The organism is Kitasatospora sp. NPDC058444, assembly GCF_042721415.1.
GTDB lineage: Bacteria > Actinomycetota > Actinomycetes > Streptomycetales > Streptomycetaceae > Kitasatospora.
In genome coordinates this window covers 23444-44819 of sequence record NZ_JBHXLL010000061.1, presented here as the reverse complement: position 1 = coordinate 44819, position 21376 = coordinate 23444, and the positions used below count along the sequence as shown (strand labels likewise).

General features: G+C 72.9%; 19 protein-coding genes and 3 pseudogenes. 8 read left to right on the top strand and 14 right to left on the bottom strand.

Features of this window, described 5'->3' with window-relative positions; all coding sequences use genetic code 11:
* Nucleotides 1–126 precede the first annotated feature (126 nt).
* From thrS to ACFWP2_RS36705, 5 genes are all read right to left on the bottom strand, one after another.
* Nucleotides 127–1377, bottom strand: coding sequence for a threonine--tRNA ligase (thrS, locus tag ACFWP2_RS36725; RefSeq protein ID WP_380459905.1), 1251 nt, complete (start codon nt 1375–1377; stop codon nt 127–129).
* A gap of 264 nt (nt 1378–1641) precedes the next feature.
* The gene (locus tag ACFWP2_RS36720; RefSeq protein ID WP_380459899.1) at nt 1642–2418 is read right to left on the bottom strand and encodes a leucine-rich repeat domain-containing protein; all 777 of its coding nucleotides are present in this window, start codon (nt 2416–2418) and stop codon (nt 1642–1644) included.
* Nucleotides 2415–2972, bottom strand: coding sequence for a GNAT family N-acetyltransferase (locus ACFWP2_RS36715; RefSeq protein WP_380459897.1), 558 nt, complete (start codon nt 2970–2972; stop codon nt 2415–2417). Before ACFWP2_RS36715 ends, ACFWP2_RS36720 begins: the two co-directional genes overlap by 4 nt.
* A 208-nt stretch (nt 2973–3180) precedes the next feature.
* Nucleotides 3181–4461: a serine hydrolase domain-containing protein gene (locus ACFWP2_RS36710; protein WP_380459895.1), complete on the bottom strand. Its 1281-nt coding sequence runs from the start codon at nt 4459–4461 to the stop codon at nt 3181–3183.
* Between the two features lie 158 nt (nt 4462–4619).
* A complete protein-coding gene (locus ACFWP2_RS36705) occupies nt 4620–5108 on the bottom strand; it encodes a carboxymuconolactone decarboxylase family protein (protein ID WP_380459893.1) in 489 nt (162 codons plus the stop codon).
* A gap of 95 nt (nt 5109–5203) precedes the next feature.
* On the opposite strand from ACFWP2_RS36705, the gene ACFWP2_RS36700 reads away from it, so the two are divergent.
* Together ACFWP2_RS36700 and ACFWP2_RS36695 are read left to right on the top strand one after the other, a co-directional pair.
* A complete protein-coding gene (locus tag ACFWP2_RS36700; protein ID WP_380459891.1) occupies nt 5204–6163 on the top strand; it encodes a pirin family protein in 960 nt (319 codons plus the stop codon).
* Between the two features lie 468 nt (nt 6164–6631).
* Nucleotides 6632–7744 (top strand): hypothetical protein, encoded by a 1113-nt coding sequence (locus ACFWP2_RS36695; RefSeq protein WP_380459889.1) that lies wholly within the window; start codon nt 6632–6634, stop codon nt 7742–7744.
* Here ACFWP2_RS36695 and ACFWP2_RS36690 read toward each other — a convergent pair.
* Complete coding sequence (locus tag ACFWP2_RS36690; RefSeq protein WP_380459887.1) at nt 7716–8258, bottom strand: TetR/AcrR family transcriptional regulator; 543 nt, start codon at nt 8256–8258, stop codon at nt 7716–7718. The genes ACFWP2_RS36695 and ACFWP2_RS36690 overlap by 29 nt on opposite strands.
* Nucleotides 8259–8394: 136 nt before the next feature.
* On the opposite strand from ACFWP2_RS36690, the gene ACFWP2_RS36685 reads away from it, so the two are divergent.
* From ACFWP2_RS36685 to ACFWP2_RS36675, 3 genes are all read left to right on the top strand, one after another.
* Nucleotides 8395–8688, top strand: a complete 294-nt coding sequence (locus ACFWP2_RS36685; protein ID WP_380459885.1) for a cupin domain-containing protein — start codon at nt 8395–8397, stop codon at nt 8686–8688.
* Nucleotides 8689–8929: 241 nt separating this feature from the next.
* Nucleotides 8930–9232 (top strand): muconolactone Delta-isomerase family protein, encoded by a 303-nt coding sequence (locus ACFWP2_RS36680; RefSeq protein WP_380459881.1) that lies wholly within the window; start codon nt 8930–8932, stop codon nt 9230–9232.
* Between the two features lie 242 nt (nt 9233–9474).
* Nucleotides 9475–10305: an SDR family NAD(P)-dependent oxidoreductase gene (locus ACFWP2_RS36675; protein WP_380459879.1), complete on the top strand. Its 831-nt coding sequence runs from the start codon at nt 9475–9477 to the stop codon at nt 10303–10305.
* 573 nt (nt 10306–10878) lie between these two features.
* Here the strand turns inward: ACFWP2_RS36675 and ACFWP2_RS36670 are convergent.
* The 8 genes and pseudogenes from ACFWP2_RS36670 to ACFWP2_RS36635 all read right to left on the bottom strand — a co-directional run bounded on the left by ACFWP2_RS36670 (nt 10879) and on the right by ACFWP2_RS36635 (nt 18238).
* Nucleotides 10879–11226: a DoxX family protein gene (locus tag ACFWP2_RS36670; RefSeq protein ID WP_380459877.1), complete on the bottom strand. Its 348-nt coding sequence runs from the start codon at nt 11224–11226 to the stop codon at nt 10879–10881.
* 84 nt (nt 11227–11310) lie between these two features.
* Entirely contained in the window at nt 11311–11829 is a 519-nt protein-coding gene (locus ACFWP2_RS36665; RefSeq protein WP_380459875.1) for a cupin domain-containing protein, read from the bottom strand.
* A 17-nt stretch (nt 11830–11846) separates the two neighbouring features.
* Nucleotides 11847–13007, bottom strand: a pseudogene (locus ACFWP2_RS36660) (FAD-binding oxidoreductase); the annotation flags it as partial.
* A 141-nt stretch (nt 13008–13148) separates the two neighbouring features.
* Nucleotides 13149–13301: a hypothetical protein gene (locus ACFWP2_RS36655; protein ID WP_380459873.1), complete on the bottom strand. Its 153-nt coding sequence runs from the start codon at nt 13299–13301 to the stop codon at nt 13149–13151.
* A 294-nt stretch (nt 13302–13595) separates the two neighbouring features.
* Nucleotides 13596–14474: pseudogene (locus tag ACFWP2_RS36650) on the bottom strand (XdhC family protein); the annotation flags it as partial.
* 46 nt (nt 14475–14520) lie between these two features.
* Nucleotides 14521–16731, bottom strand: a complete 2211-nt coding sequence (locus tag ACFWP2_RS36645) for a xanthine dehydrogenase family protein molybdopterin-binding subunit (RefSeq protein WP_380459871.1) — start codon at nt 16729–16731, stop codon at nt 14521–14523.
* A complete protein-coding gene (locus tag ACFWP2_RS36640; RefSeq protein WP_380459869.1) occupies nt 16728–17717 on the bottom strand; it encodes an FAD binding domain-containing protein in 990 nt (329 codons plus the stop codon). Before ACFWP2_RS36640 ends, ACFWP2_RS36645 begins: the two co-directional genes overlap by 4 nt.
* A 2-nt stretch (nt 17718–17719) precedes the next feature.
* Nucleotides 17720–18238, bottom strand: coding sequence for a (2Fe-2S)-binding protein (locus ACFWP2_RS36635; RefSeq protein ID WP_380459867.1), 519 nt, complete (start codon nt 18236–18238; stop codon nt 17720–17722).
* A gap of 48 nt (nt 18239–18286) precedes the next feature.
* Between ACFWP2_RS36635 and ACFWP2_RS36630 the strand changes: the two are divergent.
* The 3 genes and pseudogenes from ACFWP2_RS36630 to ACFWP2_RS36620 all read left to right on the top strand — a co-directional run.
* A pseudogene (locus ACFWP2_RS36630) lies at nt 18287–18892 on the top strand (AAA family ATPase); the annotation flags it as partial.
* A 167-nt stretch (nt 18893–19059) separates the two neighbouring features.
* Nucleotides 19060–21162 carry a LuxR family transcriptional regulator gene (locus ACFWP2_RS36625; protein ID WP_380459907.1) on the top strand — a complete coding sequence of 701 codons (2103 nt, stop codon included), beginning with the start codon at nt 19060–19062 and terminating at the stop codon, nt 21160–21162.
* The gene (locus ACFWP2_RS36620; RefSeq protein WP_380459865.1) at nt 21045–21317 is read left to right on the top strand and encodes a helix-turn-helix transcriptional regulator; all 273 of its coding nucleotides are present in this window, start codon (nt 21045–21047) and stop codon (nt 21315–21317) included. The genes ACFWP2_RS36625 and ACFWP2_RS36620 overlap by 118 nt, the downstream gene beginning before the upstream one ends.
* The last annotated feature ends 59 nt before the right edge of the window (nt 21318–21376 follow it).

The window sequence follows — 21376 nt, the reverse complement described above, 5'->3', positions numbered from 1 at the left end:
CGCCCGGCCCATTCGACGGGCGGCCGCCATCCGCGGCCCGGCCGACACACCGCGCAGCGCACTAGTCGTACGTACGCCACCGGCGCGGTGACCGACGGCCCCACGAGCGGAGTCCGGCGTCAGTGCCTACGGCCGCCCGGAGTCGCCCTCCGCCCACAACTCCGCCTCACACGCCGCGACCAGCGCGCCGATCCGCGCCCACGCCTCCTCGGCCGGCAGCGGCTCCAGCCGCCGGCCGTCCCGCAGCCGCAGCGCGACCCGGTCGTCCACGGCCTCCTTCGCCCCGATCACCGCCTGGTACGGCACCAGCCGGGCCTCGCGGATCCGGGCGCCGAGGCTGCCGTGCTCGGGCCCGGCGACCTCGGCGCGCAGCCCGAGGTCCAGGCAGCGCTGCCGGAACCGTTCGGCCTGCGGCAGTTCGGCCTCGGAGACGGGCAGCAGCACCACCTGGACGGGCGCGAGCCAGGCCGGGAACGCGCCGCCGTACAGCTCGATCAGGTGGGCGACCACCCGCTCGACGCTGCCGATCACGCTGCGGTGCACCATCACCGGGCGGTGCTTGGCGCCGTCCGCGCCGATGTAGTGCAGGTTGAACCGCTCGGGCTGGTGGAAGTCGATCTGCACGGTGGAGAGGGTGAACTCGCGCCCGGCGCCGTCGGCGATCTGCACGTCGATCTTGGGCCCGTAGAACGCGGCCTCGCCCTCCGCCGCCTCGAACGGCACCCCGGAGCGCTCCAGCACCTCGGTGAGCAGGGCGACGGCGCGCTCCCAGAGCTCCGGATCCGCCACGTACTTGCCACCCGCACCGGGCAGCGAGAGCCGGTAGCGGACGGGGGCGACGCCCAGCGCCCGGTGTGCCTCGCGGATCAACTCCAGTGCGGCAACGGCCTCGTCGGCGGCCTGCTCCGGGGAGCAGAAGACGTGGGCGTCGTTCAGCTGGATCGCCCGGACCCTGGTCAATCCGCCCAGCACCCCGGACAGCTCGGAGCGGTACATGCCGCCCAACTCCGCCATGCGCAGCGGCAGTTCCCGGTAGCTGTGGGAGCGGGAACGGTAGATCAGCGCATGGTGCGGACAGAGGCTGGGGCGCAGCACCATCTCCTCGGAGCCCAGTTCCATGGGTGGGAACATGTCCTCGCGGTAGTGCGCCCAGTGGCCGGAGATCTCGTAGAGCTCGCGCTTGCCGAGCACCGGGGAGTAGACGTGGCGGTAACCGGCCCGGCGCTCGCGGCCGCGGATGAACTCCTCCAGGGAGTGCCGGATCGCGGCGCCGTCGGGGAGCCAGTACGGCAGGCCGGACCCCATCAGCGGGTCGGTGTCGAAGAGGTCGAGTTCGCGGCCGAGCTTGCGGTGGTCGTGTGCCGGGTGGTCGCGCATCGGACGGTCGCGCGGCGGGCGGTCCTGCATCTGGTGGTCGTGCATGGCGGTGGTCTCCACTCGGGTCTGCGGGCGAGTGGGTCCGGGAAACGGCGAAGCCCCGGGGCACTCGCCCCGGGGCTTCGGACTAGGTCAGCAGTCAGCGCGCCGGGACTCTCTCCGGCGTCGTCGTGACGAGTGCAGCGCGCTTCATGCGTTCCACGGTAACAGCTCCGCACTGCCGATGGTGATCTGTTTCTCTCCCGCGGTTCGGAGACCGGTGGTTCAGAAGAGCACGACGCATCCGCGCGCGGCCAGCGCCGCCAGCAGCCGGGCCGACGGCCGTACCTCGTTCCACCGCAGGTCCAGCTTCTCCAGTGCGGGCAGCGCGCCCGGATCGGTCAGCCAGTCGGGCAGTTCGGCGATCCGGTTGCCGCGCAGGTCGAGGCGGCGCAACCGCGGAAGCCCGGCGAGCACGGCCGGCAGTTCGGTGAGGGCGTTCTCCCGGAGCTCCAGCTCGCGCAGCCCGGAGAGCCGGCCGAACGAGTCCGGCAGGCCGGTCAACTCGTTGCCGCGCAGCCAGAGTTCGCGCAGCTCACCGAGGCCGACGATCGACTCCGGCAGGGCGGCCAGCCGGTTGTGCTGCGCGCGCAGCTCGATCAGCGAGGACAACTCCCCGATGGCGGAGGGAAGTTCGGTGAGCCGGTTCTCGCCGACGTTGAGGTAGCGCAGCGCGGTGAGCCGCCCGAGCGCCTCGGGCAGCGCGCTCAGCGCGTTGTCGTGCAGGTAGAGGAAGTCCGCGAGCCCGGTGAGGTCGCAGAGCTCGACGGGCAGGTCGGCCAGTGCGTTGTGCCCGAGGTCGAGGGTGCGCAGCTTGCGCAACCCGCCGATGCCGGAAGGGAGTTCGCGGATGCCGGTCTCCGCGAGGATGAGCACGGTCAGCTCGGTACGGTCCCACACCTCGGCGGGCACCTCGTCGAGCGGCCGGCGCCAGAGGTTCAGCGTCACATCAGTCATACCCACCACGCCCGTCATGCCCGTCATGCCCGTCCCCGTCGTCATGCCTGCGCCCCTTCACCCGGTCCGATGCGGAACTCCGCGAGCTGCCGCCCGTACCACCGGTCGGTCAGCCCGACACTGGTCATCCCCAGGCGCCGGCATACCGCCGCCGACCGGGCGTTGTCCGGGGCCAGCACGGCGCGGATCTCGGTCAGGCCGTCGGCGAAGCCCTTGGCCAGCGCGGCCCGGGCGACCTCGGTGGCGATGCCCTGGCCCCAGCTGTCGGGGTGGAGGTGCCAGCCGACCTCGGCCTCGCCGTCCCCGTCCGGCAGCGGCACCAGCAGGACCGTACCGGCGACCGCGCCGGTGTCGCGCCGTTCGATCGCCCAGGCCCCGTAGCGCGGGTCGGCGGAGCGCATGCGGCAACGCTCGACGAAGGCCCGGGCCTCCTCGGGCGCGGCCATGGCCCGCGGAGTCCGGCCGAGCCACCGGGCGACCTCCCAGCGGGAGTAGATGTCGAAGGCGCGCTCCTGGTCGGCCGTGGACGAGGTCCACTGACGCACCACCAGCCGCTCGGTGGTCAGCACCGTCTCCGGCCCCTGTTCCGTCCCCGCCATGGCGCGCGCCCCTCTCCCGGGATGTGTGTGGATCACCGTACGCATCCGAGCCGCCTGGCGGAAACCCCGAAGCCCGGGGCCCGGACGCGGACGTGGCCCGGTCCACGGGAGAGTGGCCGCGAAAACGACACCGCTCCGGCCCGCCCGCGCGGTCGGGGACCCGCGCGGACGGGCCGGAGCAGTGACATGGGTCGAGCAGCAGACGGGGTCAGCCCAGCTTCGGCACCACGGCGGCCGGCCCGCGCGCCGCCGTGCCCGTCGCCGGACCGGTGCCGCAGAACGCCTGCTCCAGGAAGCCGGCCTCCGCCTGCATCTGCGCGACGAACTGCGCCTCGTCGCCGCGCGGGGTGACGGACAGCGACACCTGCCGGTCGCCGGAGGTCCACAGCTGGGTGCTGTACCCGGGCACCGAGCCGTTGTGCCCGTAGACCGGGCCGCAGGAGAGCTGCCAGCTGGCCAGCCCGAGCCCGTAGCCCACCGCGGTCGGCAGGCCCTCGACCTCGATCGGGACGGTCTCGGCCATCTCCTTCAGCAGGGCCGGCGGCAGCAGTCGGCCGCCCAGCAGGGCCTTGTCGAAGCGGTTCAGGTCGGCCAGGGTGGAGATCAGCTCGCCGGCCGAGTTCGCCCAGGTGACGCTCGCCACCGTCACGTCCCGGTCGCTGCGGTCCTCCGGGCCCGGGCCTTCGGGAAGCGTCCAGTAGCCGTGCGCGTGCGGGCCCCGGATGCCGGTGGCCGTGCCCGGGAAGTACGTGCCGGTGAGGCCGAGCGGGCGCAGGATGCGCGCCGTGATCTCCTGGGCGTAGCCGTGCCCGGTCACCTTCTCGATGATCATGCCGAGCAGGGTGTAGTTGACGTTGGAGTAGCCGTACCCGGTGCCCGGCGGGAAGTCGGGCGCGTGCGCCACCGAGGAGGCCACCACCTGGGCCGGGGTGATGTGCCGGGTGAGCCCGCCCTGGTCCAGCCAGTTCCGGATGCCCGCCGGGTCCGTCCAGTCGGGGAAGACCCCGCCCTTCTCGTTGGTGGAGTCCCAGAGGCCGGAGCGGTGGCCGAGCAGCTGGCGGACGGTGATGTTCCCGCCGTTCGGGACCAGCCCGGGCAGGTGCCGCTCGACCGGGTCGTCCAGGCCGATCCGGCCCTCCCCGACCAGCTGGAGCACCGTGGTGGCGGTGAACATCTTGGTGACGCTGCCGACCCGGAACCGGCCGTCGGTGCGCAGCGGCGCGCCGGTGGCCAGGTCGGAGACGCCGGAGGCCCCGCGCCAGGCGCCGTTCCCGTCCCTGACCTCGGCGATCGCCCCGGCGGCGCCGGCGTCGGTGAGCGCCCGCAGGGCCGCCGCCCGCGGATCGCCGATGCCCGGCCGCGGATCTGCGGCGCCCGGCCGCACGTCGGCGGCATCGGCGGCCCCCGCCGGGAGCACCGGCCCGGCCAGGGACAGACAGACCGCCCCCACCAGCGCGGAAACAGCGGTGACAAACGTACGACGTGCCATGCGACCCCACCTTCGCCGTCGGCGAGCAGTTCCCCGCCTTCGCCGCCCAGCCTCGCCGGATCGCTGACGGTCGGTCATCCCCCGCCGGGAGGAGTCGTCCGTACACCTGCCAACGGAGGGCGTCCGCCGAACGGCGGAGACCCTCCGTCGGGCACGGGCTACCGGGCCGGGGCCGGGCGGACCGGGTGCTTGCTCAGGATGGACACCCGGTTGAAGGAGTTGATGGCGATCGAGACCCAGACCACCGCGGAGATCTCCTCATCACTCAGCACCGAGCGCGCCACGCCGTACGCGGCCTCCTGGAGCGCCGCGTCCGCCGGGGAGGTGGTCGCCTCGGCCAGCCCGAGCGCGGCCCGCTCCCGGTCGCTGAACACCTCGGTGTCGCGCCAGGCCGGGAGCACGCCCAGGCGCTGGGTGGTCTCGCCCTCGCGGATCGCGGCCCTGGTGTGGACGTGCAGGCAGTAGGCGCAGCCGTTGATCTGCGAGACGCGGAGGTTGACCAGCTCGATCAGCCGGCGGTCCAGCCCGGCCTCGGCCGCGACCTCGCGCGCCGCCTCGGCGGCGGCCAGCAGCGCCTTGTACGCCTGGGGGCTCTGCTTGTCGACGAACACCCGCCGGTCCGCCGGAACCACCGTCACATCACTCACCTGGACTCCTTAGGCTGGTCACACTGTCGTCCGCCACTCTGCCATGGCATGATAGTTGAATCTAGAACTAATTAACACCCGGGAGGGACCCACCCGTGAGCACCGCCGAGACCGACCTCGTCGAGACGCCCGCCGCCGACCCGCGGGTGGAGGTCCTGCCCGCCCGGGACGTGCCGCTCGGCGGCCCGCGCGCGATGACCGTGCGCCGCACCCTGCCGCAGCGCTCCCGCACCATGATCGGCGCCTGGTGCTTCGTCGACCACTACGGGCCCGACGACGTGGCGACCACCGGCGGCATGGACGTCGCCCCGCACCCGCACACCGGACTCCAGACCGTGAGCTGGCTGTTCACCGGCGAGATCGAGCACCGCGACAGCCTCGGCGTGCACGCGTACGTCCGGCCGGGCGAGGTCAACCTGATGACCTCCGGCCGCGGCATCGCCCACTCCGAGGTCTCCACCCCGGCCACCACCGTCCTGCACGGCGTGCAGCTGTGGGTCGCCCTGCCCGAGGAGCACCGGCACACCGGGCGCGACTTCCGCCACCACGTCCCCGCCCCGGTCGCCCTCGACGGCGGCGAGGCCCGCGTCTTCCTCGGCACCCTCGCCGGCGACACCTCCCCCGTCCCCACCTTCACCCCGCTGCTCGGCGCCGAACTGACCCTGCGCCCGCACGCCACCGTCACCCTCGACGTCGACCCCGCCTTCGAGCACGGCCTCCTGGTCGACAGCGGCGAGGTCCGCCTCCTCGACACCCCGCTGCGCCCCGCCGAACTCGGCTACGTCGCCCCCGGCCGCACCACCCTCACCCTCGCCAACACCGGCGAGACCGACGCCCGGCTGGTGCTGCTCGGCGGCACGCCCTTCGAGGAGCAGATCGTCATGTGGTGGAACTTCATCGGGCGGTCCCACGAGGACATCGTCCGGGCCCGCGAGGAGTGGATGAGCTCCGCGAACCCCGACCGCTTCGGCGCCGTCGAGGGCTATCCGGGCGACCGCCTGCCCGCCCCGGAACTCCCGGGAATCCCCTTGAAGCCTCGCGGAAACGTCCGCTGACCTGCGTGTTACGCAATCGGGGGTGCGGCGGCCCGGTCCACCGCACCCCCGAGCCGGAGCCTCCCTGAACTATCCCCGAAGCAGCCCTGTCGGCACTCGCTTCCGCACTCGACGCATGACACCCTTCGACCATCCGCGACAGCGCCTGACAGGACCAATGCTGACTCAATGCTGAGTTTGCTGATGGTCCGCCAGGCACGATCGAGGCACTCACCGCGCCCGCGAAGTCATCGTCGGGCGCCGCCGCGAGATCCGGCGGACGCCCGGCACGCCCCCCTCGCCGGTTGCCGAAGGACGGTTACCACCGGAGGGGCGCGGGCTGGAGAAGACAGCCACCATCCCGTCCGTTGCTCTCACCGAGGATCTTGCTTCAAGCCAGTTATTAGGCCCGAGCCCTGTGGCACATCCCGGCCCCTCTGCCGGCAAGGAGCCCGCCGCCCCGTCCCAACCCGGCGCTAGGGTGACCTCATGGCGGACGCCCCGACGACAGCAGCCACCTCGGTCGAGACGCTGGACGCCCTCGTCGAGCGTGCCTGCGAACCGTCGACCGGCACGTCTCGGGCGAAGCAACTGCGCTGGGTCGCCGGCGAACTGCGCACCGCCCTGGAGCGGGGCGCGCTCGGGCCCACGGCCGCCGGCTCACTCGCCCTGCTCTTCGCGCCGGACACCCTCGCCGACTACCTCACAGCCGCCGAGCGGGGCCTGCTGCGGCGCAAGCCCACCGCACGACCGGGCCAAGCCTCACCCGCGTCCATGCGCGTCCGGGAGGACTGCCTCCGCATCCTCGGCGCACGGGCCGGCATCACCGTCACGCTCCCGGACCGCAACCCGCCGCGAGTCGAGCTCCGGCCCGTGGTCGCCGCCCGCCCGCGCAGCATCCTCCTCGGCCACCTGGAACACTCGGCCCGCCCCGGCCGGTCCGAGTCCCGCAGCCGGATCCTCGCGATCATCGGCACCGTGCTGGACACCGGCTGCCGCGCCGGCGAACTCTGCGCCCTGCGCACAGACGACGTCGACCTGCACCGCGGCACGATCCGCCTCACCCGCCTCCCCCAGCACCGCAACCCGCGCACCACGCCCGCCACCATGCCGGTCGGCCTGTCCGGCCCCACCCGGGCCGCGATGCACCACTGGCTCGCTGTCCGCAGCCACCTCGTCGCACGCGACACCACCCAACCCGTCGGCCCGGGCAACGAGACCACCGACGCCCTGTGGGTGAGCATCGCCCCCAGCGGCCACCCCCGCCCCGGCCTACCCCTGCACTTCCGCGGCCTGGCCCGCGCCTACGCCCGCGCGATCCACGACCTCAACACCGAGATGGCCGCAGAACCCGGCTGGCACCCCCTGCCCCAGCGCATGGAACAGCTACGCCGCGCCATCGAACTCGAACCGGCTGACCCTGACGGTACGGCCCTCCGCCGCGCCCGTACACCTGCCGGCGACCCCGAAGCAACGGCACCGGATAAGTCGGGGCTGCCCAACAACGAGTGCGCGACAAAATTGAGTCGGTTCCGCCGACACTTCGGGCCACTGCCGTCCGACCTCCGCGGGTTCAATCCGCTCGACGCGGCAAGCAGCTGATCATCTGATCCGCGACGGTTTGGAGCACTTCGCGCGGCACACCCGAGGCGGCCTGAACAGCGAGCCCTTGGACGAGCGTGACCAGGAGCCGCGCGAAGGCCGAGGAGTCAGAGCCGGGAGGCAGGCCGTCGGCGACGGAGAAGGATCTCAGCCGGTCGGCCAGGCACGTCACCCCCTCCTCCCGGAGGTCGGCCAGATACTTTCGGACCTCGGCCGAGCGAGGGCTCACGGCGAGCGCGCCCTGCACGACCAGGCAGCCGTGCGGGGTGCTCTCCCCGGCGACCGCCTCCACGGCGGAGTGCAGGAGAGTGCGCGCCAGTGCCTCGGCGGTCGGCTGGTCGAGGGCTGCCTGAAGGTAGGCCCCCGGCCCGGCCATGTAGCGTTCGACGGCCTTCCGGAAGAGGGCCTCCTTGTCCCCGAACGCCGCGTAGATGCTGGGGACGCTCATCCCCATGGCCGCCGTGAGCTCGGCCATGGCGGTGCCCTCGTAGCCCCGGGTCCAGAAGGTCAGCATGGCTGCTTCCAGCGCGAGTTCGGCGTCGTAGCCACGAGGCCGACCACCCGGCATGAACCTCCCCTGCCCTTCTTCCGCCGACCGGAGTCTCGGTGACCCTGCGGAGAGCGGGGTTCTCCCTCAGCCTATCGACGGCGTGATCTCCGGGGAGCTGGAGTTCCTCAACGGCGACGAGACCGTGACCGCCGGGCCCGGCGGATTCTTCTTCGTCCCGCGCGGCACCCGGCACCGCTTCCGCAACCGCGGCTACCACGCAGCCAAGATGATCTTCTTCTTCACTCCGGGCGGCATCGAGGAACTCCTCCTCGCCGACGCCACCCCGGCCGAGCCCGGAACCGCCCCACCCGTCCGGCAGCTCAGCATCGCGGAACCCCCGACCGAGCTGATGGAGCGCTACGCCACCGAGATCCTCCCCGACCCCGCGCCTTGATCTGCTGGGACAACAACGGCCCGGCGATCGGCAGCAACTCGGCGACCCACCGTAGTTCAGCTTCAGCTCCTCGGCGACGCCACGAAGTACTGCGGTTGGCGCAACTCCCCGCCCCACATGCCAGGGCCGCTGAGAGGATGCACCTACGACCAGCGAGAACGCCGGTCGTGGCAAGCACCCCACCGCGCGACATCCCGCAGCACCCCGGCCCGGCCCAGCGCCCAAACAACGGAGTCACCCCATGCGCGAGTTCCTGGTCGAGATCACCACCACCATCCCCGAGGGCACCCCCCAGGAGGAGGTCGACCGCCGCCGCGCCGCCGAGGCCCAGCGCGCCCGCGAACTCGCCGCCGCCGGCCACCTGGCCCGACTCTGGCGCCCGATCGGCGAGCTGCGCAGCATCGGCATCTGGCGCGCCGCCGACGAGGAGGAGCTCCACGGAAAGGTCCTCGACGCCCTCCCGCTGCGCCCGTGGATGACACTCACCGTGACCCCGCTCGAATCCCACCCCAATGACCCCGGCCGAGCCCACGGCGAAGCCTGACCACGCTCCACATCCGTCTGCTCGCCCTCCCCCGCACCCACCGCTCCGAGGCTCGACGGCCCGGCCCGATGCGTGTCTGTCGGCACCCCAGGCGGCAACCGCACCCGAACAGCATCAGGCAGAGAGGCTCCAGCCGTGACAACCTCGATCCCCGTCGTCCTCGTTCACGGACGCCGGCTGCGCAGCACCTCGGCAGGGACCGCGTTCAGCGGGCCGGCAAGACAGACCGTGGAGACCCTGCGATGACCCCTTCCACACCGTCGCGAGCGGCAGGGCCCGGTGACGACGGCGGTCTGGCCGGCCGGACCGTCGTCGTCACCGGGGCCGGACGCGGCATCGGGCTCGCGATCACCGAGGCGTTCCTCACGGCGGGATGCCACGTCGTCGCGGGATCACGGGCACGCACCGAGGCCCTCGACGCGCACGTCAGGCAGGGCGCGGACCTCACCGTCGTGGAAGTCGATCTCGCGACTCCGGGCGGTCCGGCCGAGCTGATCACCAGGGCCACCGGGCTCCATGGCGGCATCGACGTGCTGGTGAACAACGTCGGAGCGGTGCGCCCGAGGGTGGACGGCTTCCTGAGCGTGACGGACGAGGACTGGGACTGGGCCCTGAGCGTCAACCTCATGACCGCCGTCCGCGCCACCCGGGCCGCCCTGCCGCACCTGCTCGCCTCCGGCGCAGGACGCATCGTCACCGTCTCCTCGGTCAACGCCCGGCTGCCGGACCCCCTGGTCATCGACTATGGCGCCGCCAAGGCCGCGTTGACCAACTTCTGCAAGGCCCTGTCCAAGGAGGTGGGACCACGAGGCGTACGGGTGAACACGATCGGCCCCGGCCCGGTGGAGACCGCGCTGTGGCAGGGCGCCGATGGCGTCGCCGCCACGGTCGGACGGTCCCGTGGTGTCGGCCCCGACGACGTGGCCCGCGCCGCCGCGGCCCAGTCCGCGACCGGCCGCTTCACCCATCCGGCGGAGGTCGCGGACCTCGTCCTGTTCCTCGCCGGCCCCGGCGCCGCGAACATCACGGGCGCCGACTTCGTCATCGACGGCGGGCTCGTGGACTCCCTGTGAGGGGGTCAGGACTTCCCGGTCGGGCATGATCGTCACCTGGTGCCCGGCCAGCTCCGCCGTGAGGGCCACGAGGTCCTCCGGGGTCAGGGGAGGCGCCGCCTTGCCGGGCTCCGGGTCGATGCCGTTGTCGAGCCAGAAGCCCTCGTGTCCGCCGGGCATGATGAAGGTGAGCAGTCGGCCGGGCAGGTCACCGGTGTTGGTGAAACCGTGCCGGTTTCCCCGGGGGGACGAAGAGGAGGTCCCCAGGCCCCGCCTTGACGATCTCGTCGCCGTTGACGAAGTCGAAGTCCCCGGAGAGAACGTAGAACCCTCCTCCTCGCGGCCGTGGGCGTGCGGGATCGCGCCGCCGCCGGGTGGCACGGACGTCTCCAGGACGCCCAGGGCGCCGCCGGTCTGCGCCGAGCTGATCTTGACGGTGGTGGTGTCGCCGATCATCCACTTGGTGACGCCCTCGTCGCGGCGGACGAAGACGCCGTTGCGGCGGGTCCAGCGGGGATCGTCCTTGTCGGGCACGGCCGGGATTCCGAACGTCATGGCCACTCTCTCCTTCTCTTCAGGGTTGGACAGGACCGTTCAGCGCGAGGCGAGGCGCAGGACGAGCGTCGCCACTGCTACGAGCAGGAGCACGGCCGAAGGCAGGATCCGCCAGTCACGGATCCGCAGGTGGGAGACGACGGCGCCGGTGAAGTAGGCGATGAGCCCGAGGGCGGCGGCCACGCCAAGGGGCGGCCAGGCGAGGCCGATGAGGATGCCCACGACGCCGGCGATCTCCGCCGCCGCCAGCAGGGGCACCCGCCGCGCCGGGAATCCGACGTGTTCGAGCGTCTTCATCTGCTGGGGGTCCCGGACGAGCTTGCCGTACGCGGAGAAGAGCAGGACCAGGGCGAACAGGGTGCTGACGACCAGGGTGGCGATGAACATCGGAAAAGCTCCTGTCGAGGTGCGGGCGTCTCCTCGGGGCGGCCCGCACCGGGTGGTGGATGGGCGGTGCAGCGCTGCTGCGGGTCAGTCCTCGGGAAGGATCGTCACGTTCTCCGCGAGGAGCCCGTCGACCAGGGCGGCGTACCGCTCCGGTCCCCAGGGGAGTGACGCCTCGCCCTCGACGGGCGCGTCTCCGTTCCTGAGGAAGAACCGCTCGTGGCCGCCCGGGGTGTACAGGAACAGGAACGTCGCGTCCTTGTCGCCCACGTTCTTGAACCGGTGACGCGTGTTGCGCGGGACGAAGACGAAGTCCCCGCTGGTGACCGTGAAGGTCCTCGCGCCCAGGAGGAACTCCAGTTCGCCGTCCAGGAGGTAGAAGGCCTCGTCCTCGTTGCCGTGGGCGTGCGCGACCGGTCCGCCGCCCGGCGGGACGACGGCCTTGGCGAAGCCCAGGGCGCCGTTGGTGTCGTCGGCGGTCGCCTTGATCGTGTAGGTGTCGCCGGCGAGCCAGCGCGCGGTGCCCTCACCGCGGCGGACGTGGACGCCGCCCTCGCGCGTCCAGCGCGGGTCGCTCTTGTCGGGGACGGGGAAGGGGAAGCTCACTGTTCTCTCCTTGGTGCTCAAGGTGCGGAGCGCAGGGTGCCGTCGGGGCCGTAGCGGTTCCAGAGGCCGGTGACGCGGGTGCCGGTCGGTCCGGGGTAGGCACGGGCGAAGGTGGCTTCGTCGGGGGCGCTCTCGAAGTTCACGTATGCGCCGTCGACGTTCGGGGCGATGGGGGCCCAGGCGGCGGCGAGTACCCCGGGGCCGTCTGGGGAGAACGCCGAGGCGACGACGAGGGTGTTCTGGTGGCGGTGTGCGAACGCCGTCGCCGAGGGGGCGGGATCGTGGCTCGCGCCGCCGAGCGAGCGCAGCTGGATCAGGACGGGATCGGGGGCGGCCCATGCCGTGACCAGGGCACGTGCGGCGTCCGGGGTCATGGTCGTAAGCAGTCCGTTGGTCGTGCTGGACGGCATCTGTCCGGTGTTGGCGTGCAGGTGCTGGGCAGGGACCAGCGCCGTGTAGGGGGCCACATGGGCTTCCTGGGCCGTCACGTCACCGATGCCGAGCAGCGGTTGGACAGCGTCGCGGATGACGGCTGGCTTGTCCGAGGCGACCACAGCGGTGATGAACGCCGTGGTGCTGGTGCCCCGCGAGGCCAGCGTCACCGCGGTCGAAAGCTCGCGCGGAACCCGTTCCATGACGTCGGCCCAGCGCCGCAGCGTCTCCCCGGCCGGGTCGACGGTCACGGCCAGCTGCACGTATCCGACGTCACGAAGCTCCATGGCCTCGATCTCAAAGGCGACCGCGATCCCGGCTCCGGCGCCGGCTCCGCGCATCACCCACAGCAACTCGGGCTCGTTCTCGGCGTCGGCGCGTATGAACGTGCCGTCGGGCAGGACGACCTCTACGGCGCGGGTGTGGTCGATGGTGAGTCCGTACTGCCGGACGAGCCAGCCGACTCCTCCCCCGGTGGCGATGCCGCCGACGCCGACGTTGCCGTGGTCGCCCGAGCTGATGGCGAGCCCGTGCGGGGCGAGCGCCTGGGCGACCTGGGCCCAGCGGGCGCCCGCCTCGACGCGGACCAGCCGGGAGACGCGGTCGAGGACGTCGACCCGCCGCAGCGCGCCCAGGTCGATGACGAGCCCTCCGTCGTTGGTGCCGCTGCCGGACAGGCCGTGCCCTCCGCTGCGGACCGCCACCCGGAGCCCCGCCTCCCGTGCGAGGCGCAGCGCGGCGGCGACGTCGTCCGGGGAACTCCGGCCTGACGACGGCGGCCGGGCTGCCCACGGTGGTGTAGGTGGAGCGGAGCAGCGGGTAGCGCCGGTCGTCGGAGGTGACCACCTTCCCGGCCAGTGCCGTCGGAAGAGTCCCCAGAGTGCTCTTCACCGCCCGCTCCGCTGGGCGTCGACGCGCTCGCGCACGGCGGGCACGACCTCGTCGGCGAAGAGCGCGAGCTGACGCTCGGGATCGGCGGCCGGCCAGAACACGTAGGTGTCGAAGCCGAGTTCGACGGTCCACCCGGTGAGGGTGTCCACCCACTGCCGCACCTCGCCCACGAGCCCGCGGCCGGTCCGGTGCGCGCCGAGCGAGCCGATCGCCCCTCGGTGCGGACTGCGTGGCCCGGGTAGAGGCCAAACTCGCGGCGGTAGCCGACGAACTCGCCGCCTGGCGGGGGCTCTCCCTGTCCACGGGGTACGACGTTCCCGCCTGAGAGGTCGGCGCCATCCCGCGTGTGCATGGCCTTACGCCGGACGTCACGCACCCGGGACCCGCCCGGCGCCCCGGGTGCGCGCTCCCCGCCGCATGTTCCACGCCGCGAGCGGTCGCAAGGCGACCGGCAGCCTCAGCGCCCGTTCGAGCAGCGGCACGTCGAACCTGGCATCGTGCGTGAGGACGCACAGCACCGTCCGGTCGTCGACCTCGGTGGCCTCCAGATAGCGGTGCGGCCAGTCGGCGACCACGTCGTCGGCCTCCGGGAAGCGCGCACGGGTCGCGAACACCGGCCGCGCGTCGCACACGGTGACGCGGTAGCCGAGGTACTTGGCCAGCCGAACGAGCGCCGAGGCGAAGTCGACGGCGCCGAAGACGATCAGTCGCGGCGGCGCGGCACGGGACTCGACCAGGAGGGTGAGCGGCCGGCCGCCGTCCACTCCGCCCACGCCCACGCCGACCGTGCCGGTGCGCCCACCGTCGAGCATGGCCCGGGCCCGTACCGCCGCGCTGCGAGTGAGCGGGCCCTGACCGCCCAGGGTGCCTTCGTACGACCCGTCGGGCCGGACGACCAGCCCGTGCCCCAGCAGGTCGGCCGGCCCGTCGACGACCCGGGCCAACGCGACCGGCTCGCCCGAGCGGACGGCGGACAAGGCTGAGGCGACCACCGTCCGCTCCGATCCGCCGGAGCGGACGGGCACCACGAGGACGTCAATGACGCCGCCGCAGGTCAGGCCCACCGCGAACGCGGTCTCGTCGCTGTAGCCGAAGCTCTCGCGCACGGGCCGGCCGTCCTCCAGGGCCTGCCGGCACAGCTCGTACACGGCGCCCTCGACACACCCGCCCGAGACGGACCCGACGGCGGCGCCCTCGCGATTCACGGCCAGTGCGGCGCCGGGTTCCCGGGGCGCGCTTCCGCTGACCCCGACGACGGTCGCCACGGCGAAGTCCTGGCCCTGCCCGACCCACCCGTCGAGGGAGTCGGCTATGTCAAGCAATGTCTTCCTCCTTACGGATCCCCGCAGTTCGGAGCACGAACGCGGCTCAGAGCATGAGCTGGTCGATGGTGAAGGGCAGGGAGCGCAGGCGCCGCCCCGTGGCGTGGCGGACGGCGTTGCCGATGGCCGCCGCGAGCCCGACCAGACCGATCTCGCCGACGCCCTTGGTGCCGACGGCCGTCGCGCGGTCGGGACCGCCCACGAACAGCACCTCCATGTCGGGTACGTCCGCGTTGACGGGCATGAGGTAGTCGCCGAAGGTGGCGTTGGCGATGCGCCCGGTGCCCCGGTCGGTGAGGGTCTCCTCGAACAGGGCCTGGCTGATGCCGCCGACCGTGCCGCCGATGATCTGGCTGGTGGCGGTCTTCTCGTTGAGGATCCGCCCGCCGTCGATCGCGGACACCACCCGGGCGACGCGCAGCAGGCCGAGGGCCGGGTCGACGCGTACCTCGACGAACTTCGCGCCGAAGGCACCCGCGAGGGCCATGCCCAGGTCCTCGGACCGGGGAGGTGTGCTCCTGCCGTCGGCGCTCAGCTCCTCCAGTCCGTGGCGGGCCAGGATGTCGACGAAGGACTCTCCCCTGGCCGTGTCCCCGGTGCGGTGGAGGCGTCCGCCGGTGACGGTGACGTCGCCGGGCGCTGCCCAGCGCAGCGGGGAGGCGGGGTCGTCGGCCACCACGTCCAGGAACTCCCGCACCAGCCGCCGGCACGCCGTGTGGACGGCGTTGGCGAGCGCACCGGTGAGGCCGGAGCCGCCCGCCTGGGGCGCGTACGGCATGTCGGAGTCGCCGAGGTCGAAGCGGACCCTGTCGACCTCCAGGCCGAGGAGCCCGGCCGCCAGCTGGGTCATCACCGTGTAGGTACCGGTTCCGATGTCGACGGCGGCGCTGCGCACGTGGGCCGAGCCGTCCCGGCGCACCGAGACGCGTGCCTGGCAGGGCACCTGGTAGAAGGGGTAGGAGACGCCGGCCAGGCCGTAGCCGACGAGCCAGCGCCCGTCCCGCATCGAACCGGGTTCCGGTGTGCGCCGGGACCAGCCGAACCGCTCGGCGCCCCGCAGGTAGCACTCCCGCAGCGCGTTGCTCGACCAGGGCAGGCCCGACAGCGGGTGCTCGTGGGCGAGGTTGCGCAGGCGGAACTCCACGGGGTCCATGCCGACGGCGTGGGCGACGTCGTCGATGGCCGACTCCAGGGCGAAGTTGCCCTGGCCCTCGGCCGGCGCCCGCATGGAGCCGGGGCAGGGGATGTTGAGCCGCGCCTGCTTGTCCTCGGTGAGCACGTGGGGGCAGGCGTAGGCGACGGCCGAGCCGAACGACACCGGTTCGTAGTCGTCGTCCTCCATGGCCACCGAGGACAGGCCGTGGTGCTCGACGGCGAGGAGGTCGCCGTCGCGCGTGGCGCCGATCCTGATCCGCTGCACGCTGTTCGGCCGGTGTCCCACCGAGGTGAACATCTGGGGGCGGGTCAGGACGAGCTTGACGGGCCGCCCGACCTGCCGGGCCGCCAGCACGGTGAGGATGACGTGCGGCCACACCCGCAGACCGGCTCCGAAGCCGCCGCCGACGAACGGCGCGAGGACCCTGATGCCGCTCTCGGGCACCTTGAAGACGACGGCCAGCGTGGTGCGGACGTTGTGCGGCCACTGGGTGGAGTCGTGCACCGTGAGTGCGTCGCCCTGCCACGAGGCCAGCGTCGTCATCAACCCCAGCGGGTTGTTGGTGTTGTCGGGGGTGGTGTACGTGTCCTCGACGACGACGTCGGCCCGGGCGAAGCCGGCGGCGACGTCGCCCTTGCGGGTGTCCAGTCCCCAGGGATCGTCGACGATCTCGGCCCGGGGGTCGTCGAGGTCGAGCACGGCCTCGGTCGTCTCGTAGTCGACGTGCACCAGCCGTGCCGCGTGCCGCGCCTGCTCGGCGCTCTCGGCCACGACGACGGCGATGTGCTGGCCGTGGTGGAGGATCCGGTCGTCCCGCAGCGGCGCCGGCGGCGATCCGCCCAGGAGCGTCAGCGGACCGCGCGCCAGCTCGGGCGCGGTGAGGTGGGTGATGACGGCCAGCACGCCCGGGGCCGCCTCGGCCCGCGACACGTCGATGTCCCGGATGCGTCCGGCGGCGACGGTGCTGCCCACCAGGGCGGCGTGGACCATGCCCGGCAGGGAGAAGTCGTTGGGGTAGTGCGCCGCTCCGGTGACTTTCAGCGGGGCGTCCACGCGGTCGATGCCCGCGCCGACGATGCCAGCGGTTCCGAGAGTCGTCATGATCGTGCTCCTGCCACCGTCTCGAGGGTGCGGACGAGGGTGCGCTCGGCCAGGTCCACCTTGAACGCGGTGCCCGGCAGGGGCCGGGCGCCTTCCAGGGCGGCCCGCGCCGCCGCGCGGAACACCTCCGTGGTCGCCCGGGAGCCGCGCAGCACCTCCTCGGCGCCCCAGGCACGCCAGGGCACCGTGCCCACGCCGCCGAGCGCGACGCGCGCCTCCCGGACGAGCCCGTCCTCCAGGACGAGGGCCACGCCGGCCGAGGTCAGGGCGAACTCGTACGAGGCCCGGTCACGGACCTTGAGGTAGTGCGAGCGCGCGGCGGCCGGGAGCAGCGGAATCTCGACCGCGGTGATCAGCTCGCCGTGCCGCAGCCCGTTCTCGACGTGCGGGGTGTCTCCCGGCGGGAGGTGGAACCGGGTGAGCGGGACCGACCGCGGGCCGTCGGTCCCCTGGAGGTGGACGACGGCGTCGAGGGCCGCCAGGGGCACCGCCACGTCCGAGGCGTGCAGGGCGATGCAGTGGTCGCTGGTGCCGAGGATGGCGTGCATGCGGTGGCTGCCGTCGACGGCAGCGCATCCTGACCCGGGATCGCGCTTGTTGCAGGCCGGGACGGCGGGGTCCCGGAAGTAGCGGCAGCGGGCCCGCTGGAGCAGGTTGCCACCGATCGTGGCCATGTTGCGCAGCTGGGTCGACGCCCCGAGCAGCAGGGCTTCCCGGACGAACGGCAGGCGGTCACGCACGACGGTGTCGGCGGCGAGTTCCTCCATCGTCGTCAGCGCACCGACCCGGATCGTGGTCCCGGTGTGCGTGATGCCGCCGAGCGGGAGGCGGGTGATGTCGAGGAGCCGCCCGGGCCGCACCACCCCGTCCTTCATGAGGTCCAACTGCGTGGTCCCGCCGGCGAGGTACGAGGTGTGCGGGTCGGCGGTGGCGTCGGCGACCGCCCGGGCGACGTCGGTGGCCCGGGCGTAGGCGAAGGGGTACACGATCAGCCCTCCCCGGTGACATCGCGGATGGCCGCGCGGATGTTCGGATAGGCGCCGCAGCGGCAGAGGTTGCCGCTCATGAACTCGCGGATGTCCTCGTCGGTACCGGCCCGCCCCTCGGCGACGAGGCAGACCGCGGACATGATCTGTCCCGGAGTGCAGTAACCGCACTGGAACGCGTCGTGGCGCGCGAAGGCGGCCTGCATCGGGTGCGGCCGGCCGTCCCGGGACAGCCCCTCGATGGTGGTGACCTCCCGGCCCTCGCACTGGGCGGCCAGGACGAGGCAGGCCACCACGCGCTTCCCGTCGACCATGACCGTGCAGGCACCGCAGGCGCCCTGGTCGCATCCCTTCTTCGCCCCGGTGAGGCCCAGGTGGTCACGCAGCGCGTCGAGGAGGGTGACGCGTGCGTCGACCCGGAGGGCGTACGCGGTGCCGTTGACGGTGAGCGTGACGTCGACGTGCGGCACGACGGGAGGCGACTGCCCGGAGCGGCGGGCCTCGGTCGTTGGTTGCTTCATGGCGCCTCGATTTCTTGAGCCCCGGGGAGACCCCGGGGAAGGACGTGCATGACTATTCCCTGGGAGCGGGGCCCGCGTACCAGGGGTGACCCCTGGTCAAACCCCTGGGGTACCCGCCGCTCGCCGTCTCACCGTCTCGCCGTAGGACTCGGTATCGCACAATGTGCGTCATCGCCGGACGGCGAATCAGCTCGACCTCGGCGAAGAGAAGGGGCCAAACGGACGGTGTCACCGCCTCATGTGCTGGGACGAAGCGCCGAGTGCGCGCTGCTCGACGAGTTGCTCTCGGCCGTTTCGCTCGGCGAGAGCCGGTCCCTGACCGTCCGGGGTGAAGCGGGCGTGGGCAAGACGACCCTGCTCGACCACCTCGTCGCCGGCGCGCAGGGCTTTCAGATCATCCGCGTCACCGGTGTGCAGGCCGAGATGGAGCTGGCCTACGCGGGCCTTCACCAGCCGTGTTCCTCGATGACCGACCAGGTCGACGTGCTGCCGGCCGGTCAACGCGACGCCCTGCAGGGGGCACTCGGCCTCGGTTCGGTGCGTCCCCCGGACGGCTTCCAGGTCGCCCTGGCCACGCTCGGCATCCTGACCGAGGCCGCCCGTGAGCGGCCACTGCTCTGCGTCGTGGACGACGCGCACTGGCTCGACCGAGCGTCGATGCAGGCCCTGGCGTTCACCGCGCGAAGGCTGCGGGCCGAATCGGTCGCCGTCGTCTTCGGCGTACGGACCCCGGACGCGCGGCGGACGGGGACAGCCGGCCGAGAGGAGTCCCCGAGCTCCTCGTGGAAGGGCTGCCCGACGAAGCGGCGCGGTCACTCCTCATGTCGCTCCTGCCCGGCCGCTGGGACGAGCAGGTCGTCGACCGGATCGTCGCCGAAGCCCGCGGGATCCCGCTCGCCCGGGTCGAGCTGCCCAAGGAGTCGACGCCGACGGAGTACGCGGGCGGATTCGGCCTGCCCCGCGCGGCCCCGGTCAACGACCGCGTCCGGGCCGCCCACGTCGGCCGCATCGCGGGACTCCCACCCGAAACCCGCCGCCTGCTCCTCACGGCCGCCGCGGAGCCGACCGGCGATCCGGTCCTCCTGTGGCGCGCGGCCGAGCGCCTTGGCTTGAGCGCGGCGGCAGCCTCATCCGCCGTCGCCCTCGGTCTCATCGTGATCTCCGACCGGGTCGCCTTCTCGCACCCCACCGTCCGCTCCACCGTCTACTGGGACGCGACCCACGACGAACGCTGCGCCGTGCACCGCGCGCTCTCGGACGCCACCGACCCGCTGACGGACCCCGACCGCCGCGCCTGGCACGCGGCACGGGGCGCCCAGGGCCCCGACGAAGGGATCGCCGAGGACCTGGAACGCTCCGCCGCGCGAGCGCGGGTCCGCGGGGGCCTGGCCGCCGCCGCGGCGTTCATGTCGCGGTCGGCCGAACTCACCCCCGACCCGGTCCGCCGTCGAGAGCGGGCCTTGCACGCCGCACGGGCGGCCCGGGCCGCCGGAAGCCCCGACGACGCCCTGCGACTGCTCTCCATGGTCGAGGCAGGCCCCGTCGACGAGCGCCGACAGGGCGAACTCGACCTGCTGCGGGCCCAGATCGCCTTCGCCACCAAGCGCGGACGCGACACCGCCTCCCTGTTCCTGCGGGCCGCCCGCCAGCTCGAACCGCATGACGTCGAGCTGGCCCGCGACACCTATCTCGAAGCCATCAGCGCCGCCATGTTCGCCGGGCCCCAGGACGCCGGCGGCCAGGCCGAGATGAGCCGGGCTGCCCTCGACGCCCCGCCCGCCCCGCACCCGCCACGCCCCGTCGACCTCCTGCTCGACGGCACGGCCACCCGGATCGCCCTCGGGCACGCCGCCGGCGTCGACATCCTCAGGACGGCGCTCGCCGCCTTCCGCGACCCCGGACTCCCCGAACCGGACGGACTGCGGTGGCTGTGGATGGCCGGCGCGACGGCGGTCGGCCTGTGGGACCAGGAGGGCTGGGACGAACTCTCCGGCACGTACCTCAAGCTCACCGGACGGACCGGCCAGACCGCCGCACTGCCGCTCGCCCTGACGATGCGTACCGTCATGCACACCTGCGTCGGTGAGCTGGACCTCGCGTCCGCCCTGGTGGAGAAGGCGCAGCTGGTCTCGGAGGCCGTCGGCACCCCGCCGCCGCTGTACGGCGCCCTGCTGCTCGCCGCGTGGCAGGGCCACGAGGCCGAGGTCGCCCGGCTGAGCCGGACCGCGGAGGCCGAGGCGCTGCGACGGGGTGAGGGCAACGGACCCGTGATGGGCAACCTCGCACGGGCTGTCGTCGCCGACAGCACCGGCCGCTACCAGGACGCGCTGGCGACGGCGCGCGAAGCGGGCAGGGGAAGCCGGCCGCTGGAGGTGGGCGGAGCGACCTGGGCACTGTCCGAGTTCATCGAGGCCGCCGCCCGCGCCGGGGCACCCGACGAGGCGGCGGACGCCCTGCGACGCCTCACCGAGGTGACCGGCCCGAGCGGCACAAACTGGGCCCTGGGCGTCGAAGCCCGCGCCCTGGCCCTCGTGGGCGGCACCGACGAAGCGGAGGACCGGTACCGGGAGGCCATCGACCGGCTCTCCCGGACCCGGCTACGTGGTGACCTCGCCCGTACGCACCTCCTGTACAACGAATGGTTCCGCCGCGAGCGCCGCCGCCAGACGGCCCGAACGCAGTTGCGAACCGCGTACGACCTGTTCACCACCATGGGCATGACGGCGTTCGCGGCCCGATCCGCGCGCGAGCTCCAAGCCGCCGGGATGACCGTGACCATGCCGCGGCCGTCGCCGCGAGCGAACTCATGGCACAGGAGAGCCAGATCGTCCGACTGGTCCGCGACGGCCTCACCAACGCCGAGATCGGGACCCGGCTGTTCATCAGCCCCCGCACTGTCGAATGGCACCTTTCGCAGGTCTTGAAGAAGGTGCCCAACCGCTCCCCGGTGTCCTGCCGGGCCGCCGCCGAGCGTGTGTGCCCCTCCGCCTGCCGCCATGGCGTGCTCTGCGCGCTCGACCCCCGTTCTCCCGGCCGAGGGCGTCGCCGCCACCGGTCCTCCCATCAGCCGCGATCGTGAAGGTCCTCCAGCCCCTCGGCCGGTGAGCCTCTGCCCGCGAAGCCCTCGAAACCTCCTGC

Bases quoted from the DNA above. Each gene is read 5' to 3' on its own strand.
- ACFWP2_RS36645 (WP_380459871.1), bottom strand. From the start codon at position 16,731: ATGACGACTCTCGGAACCGCTGGCATCGTCGGCGCGGGCATCGACCGC.
- ACFWP2_RS36620 (WP_380459865.1), top strand. From the start codon at position 21,045: ATGGCACAGGAGAGCCAGATCGTCCGACTGGTCCGCGACGGCCTCACC.
- ACFWP2_RS36715 (WP_380459897.1), bottom strand. From the start codon at position 2,972: ATGGCGGGGACGGAACAGGGGCCGGAGACGGTGCTGACCACCGAGCGG.
- ACFWP2_RS36635 (WP_380459867.1), bottom strand. From the start codon at position 18,238: ATGAAGCAACCAACGACCGAGGCCCGCCGCTCCGGGCAGTCGCCTCCC.
- ACFWP2_RS36710 (WP_380459895.1), bottom strand. From the start codon at position 4,461: ATGGCACGTCGTACGTTTGTCACCGCTGTTTCCGCGCTGGTGGGGGCG.
- ACFWP2_RS36720 (WP_380459899.1), bottom strand. From the start codon at position 2,418: ATGACGACGGGGACGGGCATGACGGGCATGACGGGCGTGGTGGGTATG.
- thrS (WP_380459905.1), bottom strand. From the start codon at position 1,377: ATGCGCGACCACCCGGCACACGACCACCGCAAGCTCGGCCGCGAACTC.
- ACFWP2_RS36670 (WP_380459877.1), bottom strand. From the start codon at position 11,226: ATGTTCATCGCCACCCTGGTCGTCAGCACCCTGTTCGCCCTGGTCCTG.
- ACFWP2_RS36625 (WP_380459907.1), top strand. From the start codon at position 19,060: ATGTCGCTCCTGCCCGGCCGCTGGGACGAGCAGGTCGTCGACCGGATC.
- ACFWP2_RS36695 (WP_380459889.1), top strand. From the start codon at position 6,632: ATGGCGGACGCCCCGACGACAGCAGCCACCTCGGTCGAGACGCTGGAC.
- ACFWP2_RS36690 (WP_380459887.1), bottom strand. From the start codon at position 8,258: ATGCTGACCTTCTGGACCCGGGGCTACGAGGGCACCGCCATGGCCGAG.
- ACFWP2_RS36680 (WP_380459881.1), top strand. From the start codon at position 8,930: ATGCGCGAGTTCCTGGTCGAGATCACCACCACCATCCCCGAGGGCACC.
- ACFWP2_RS36675 (WP_380459879.1), top strand. From the start codon at position 9,475: ATGACCCCTTCCACACCGTCGCGAGCGGCAGGGCCCGGTGACGACGGC.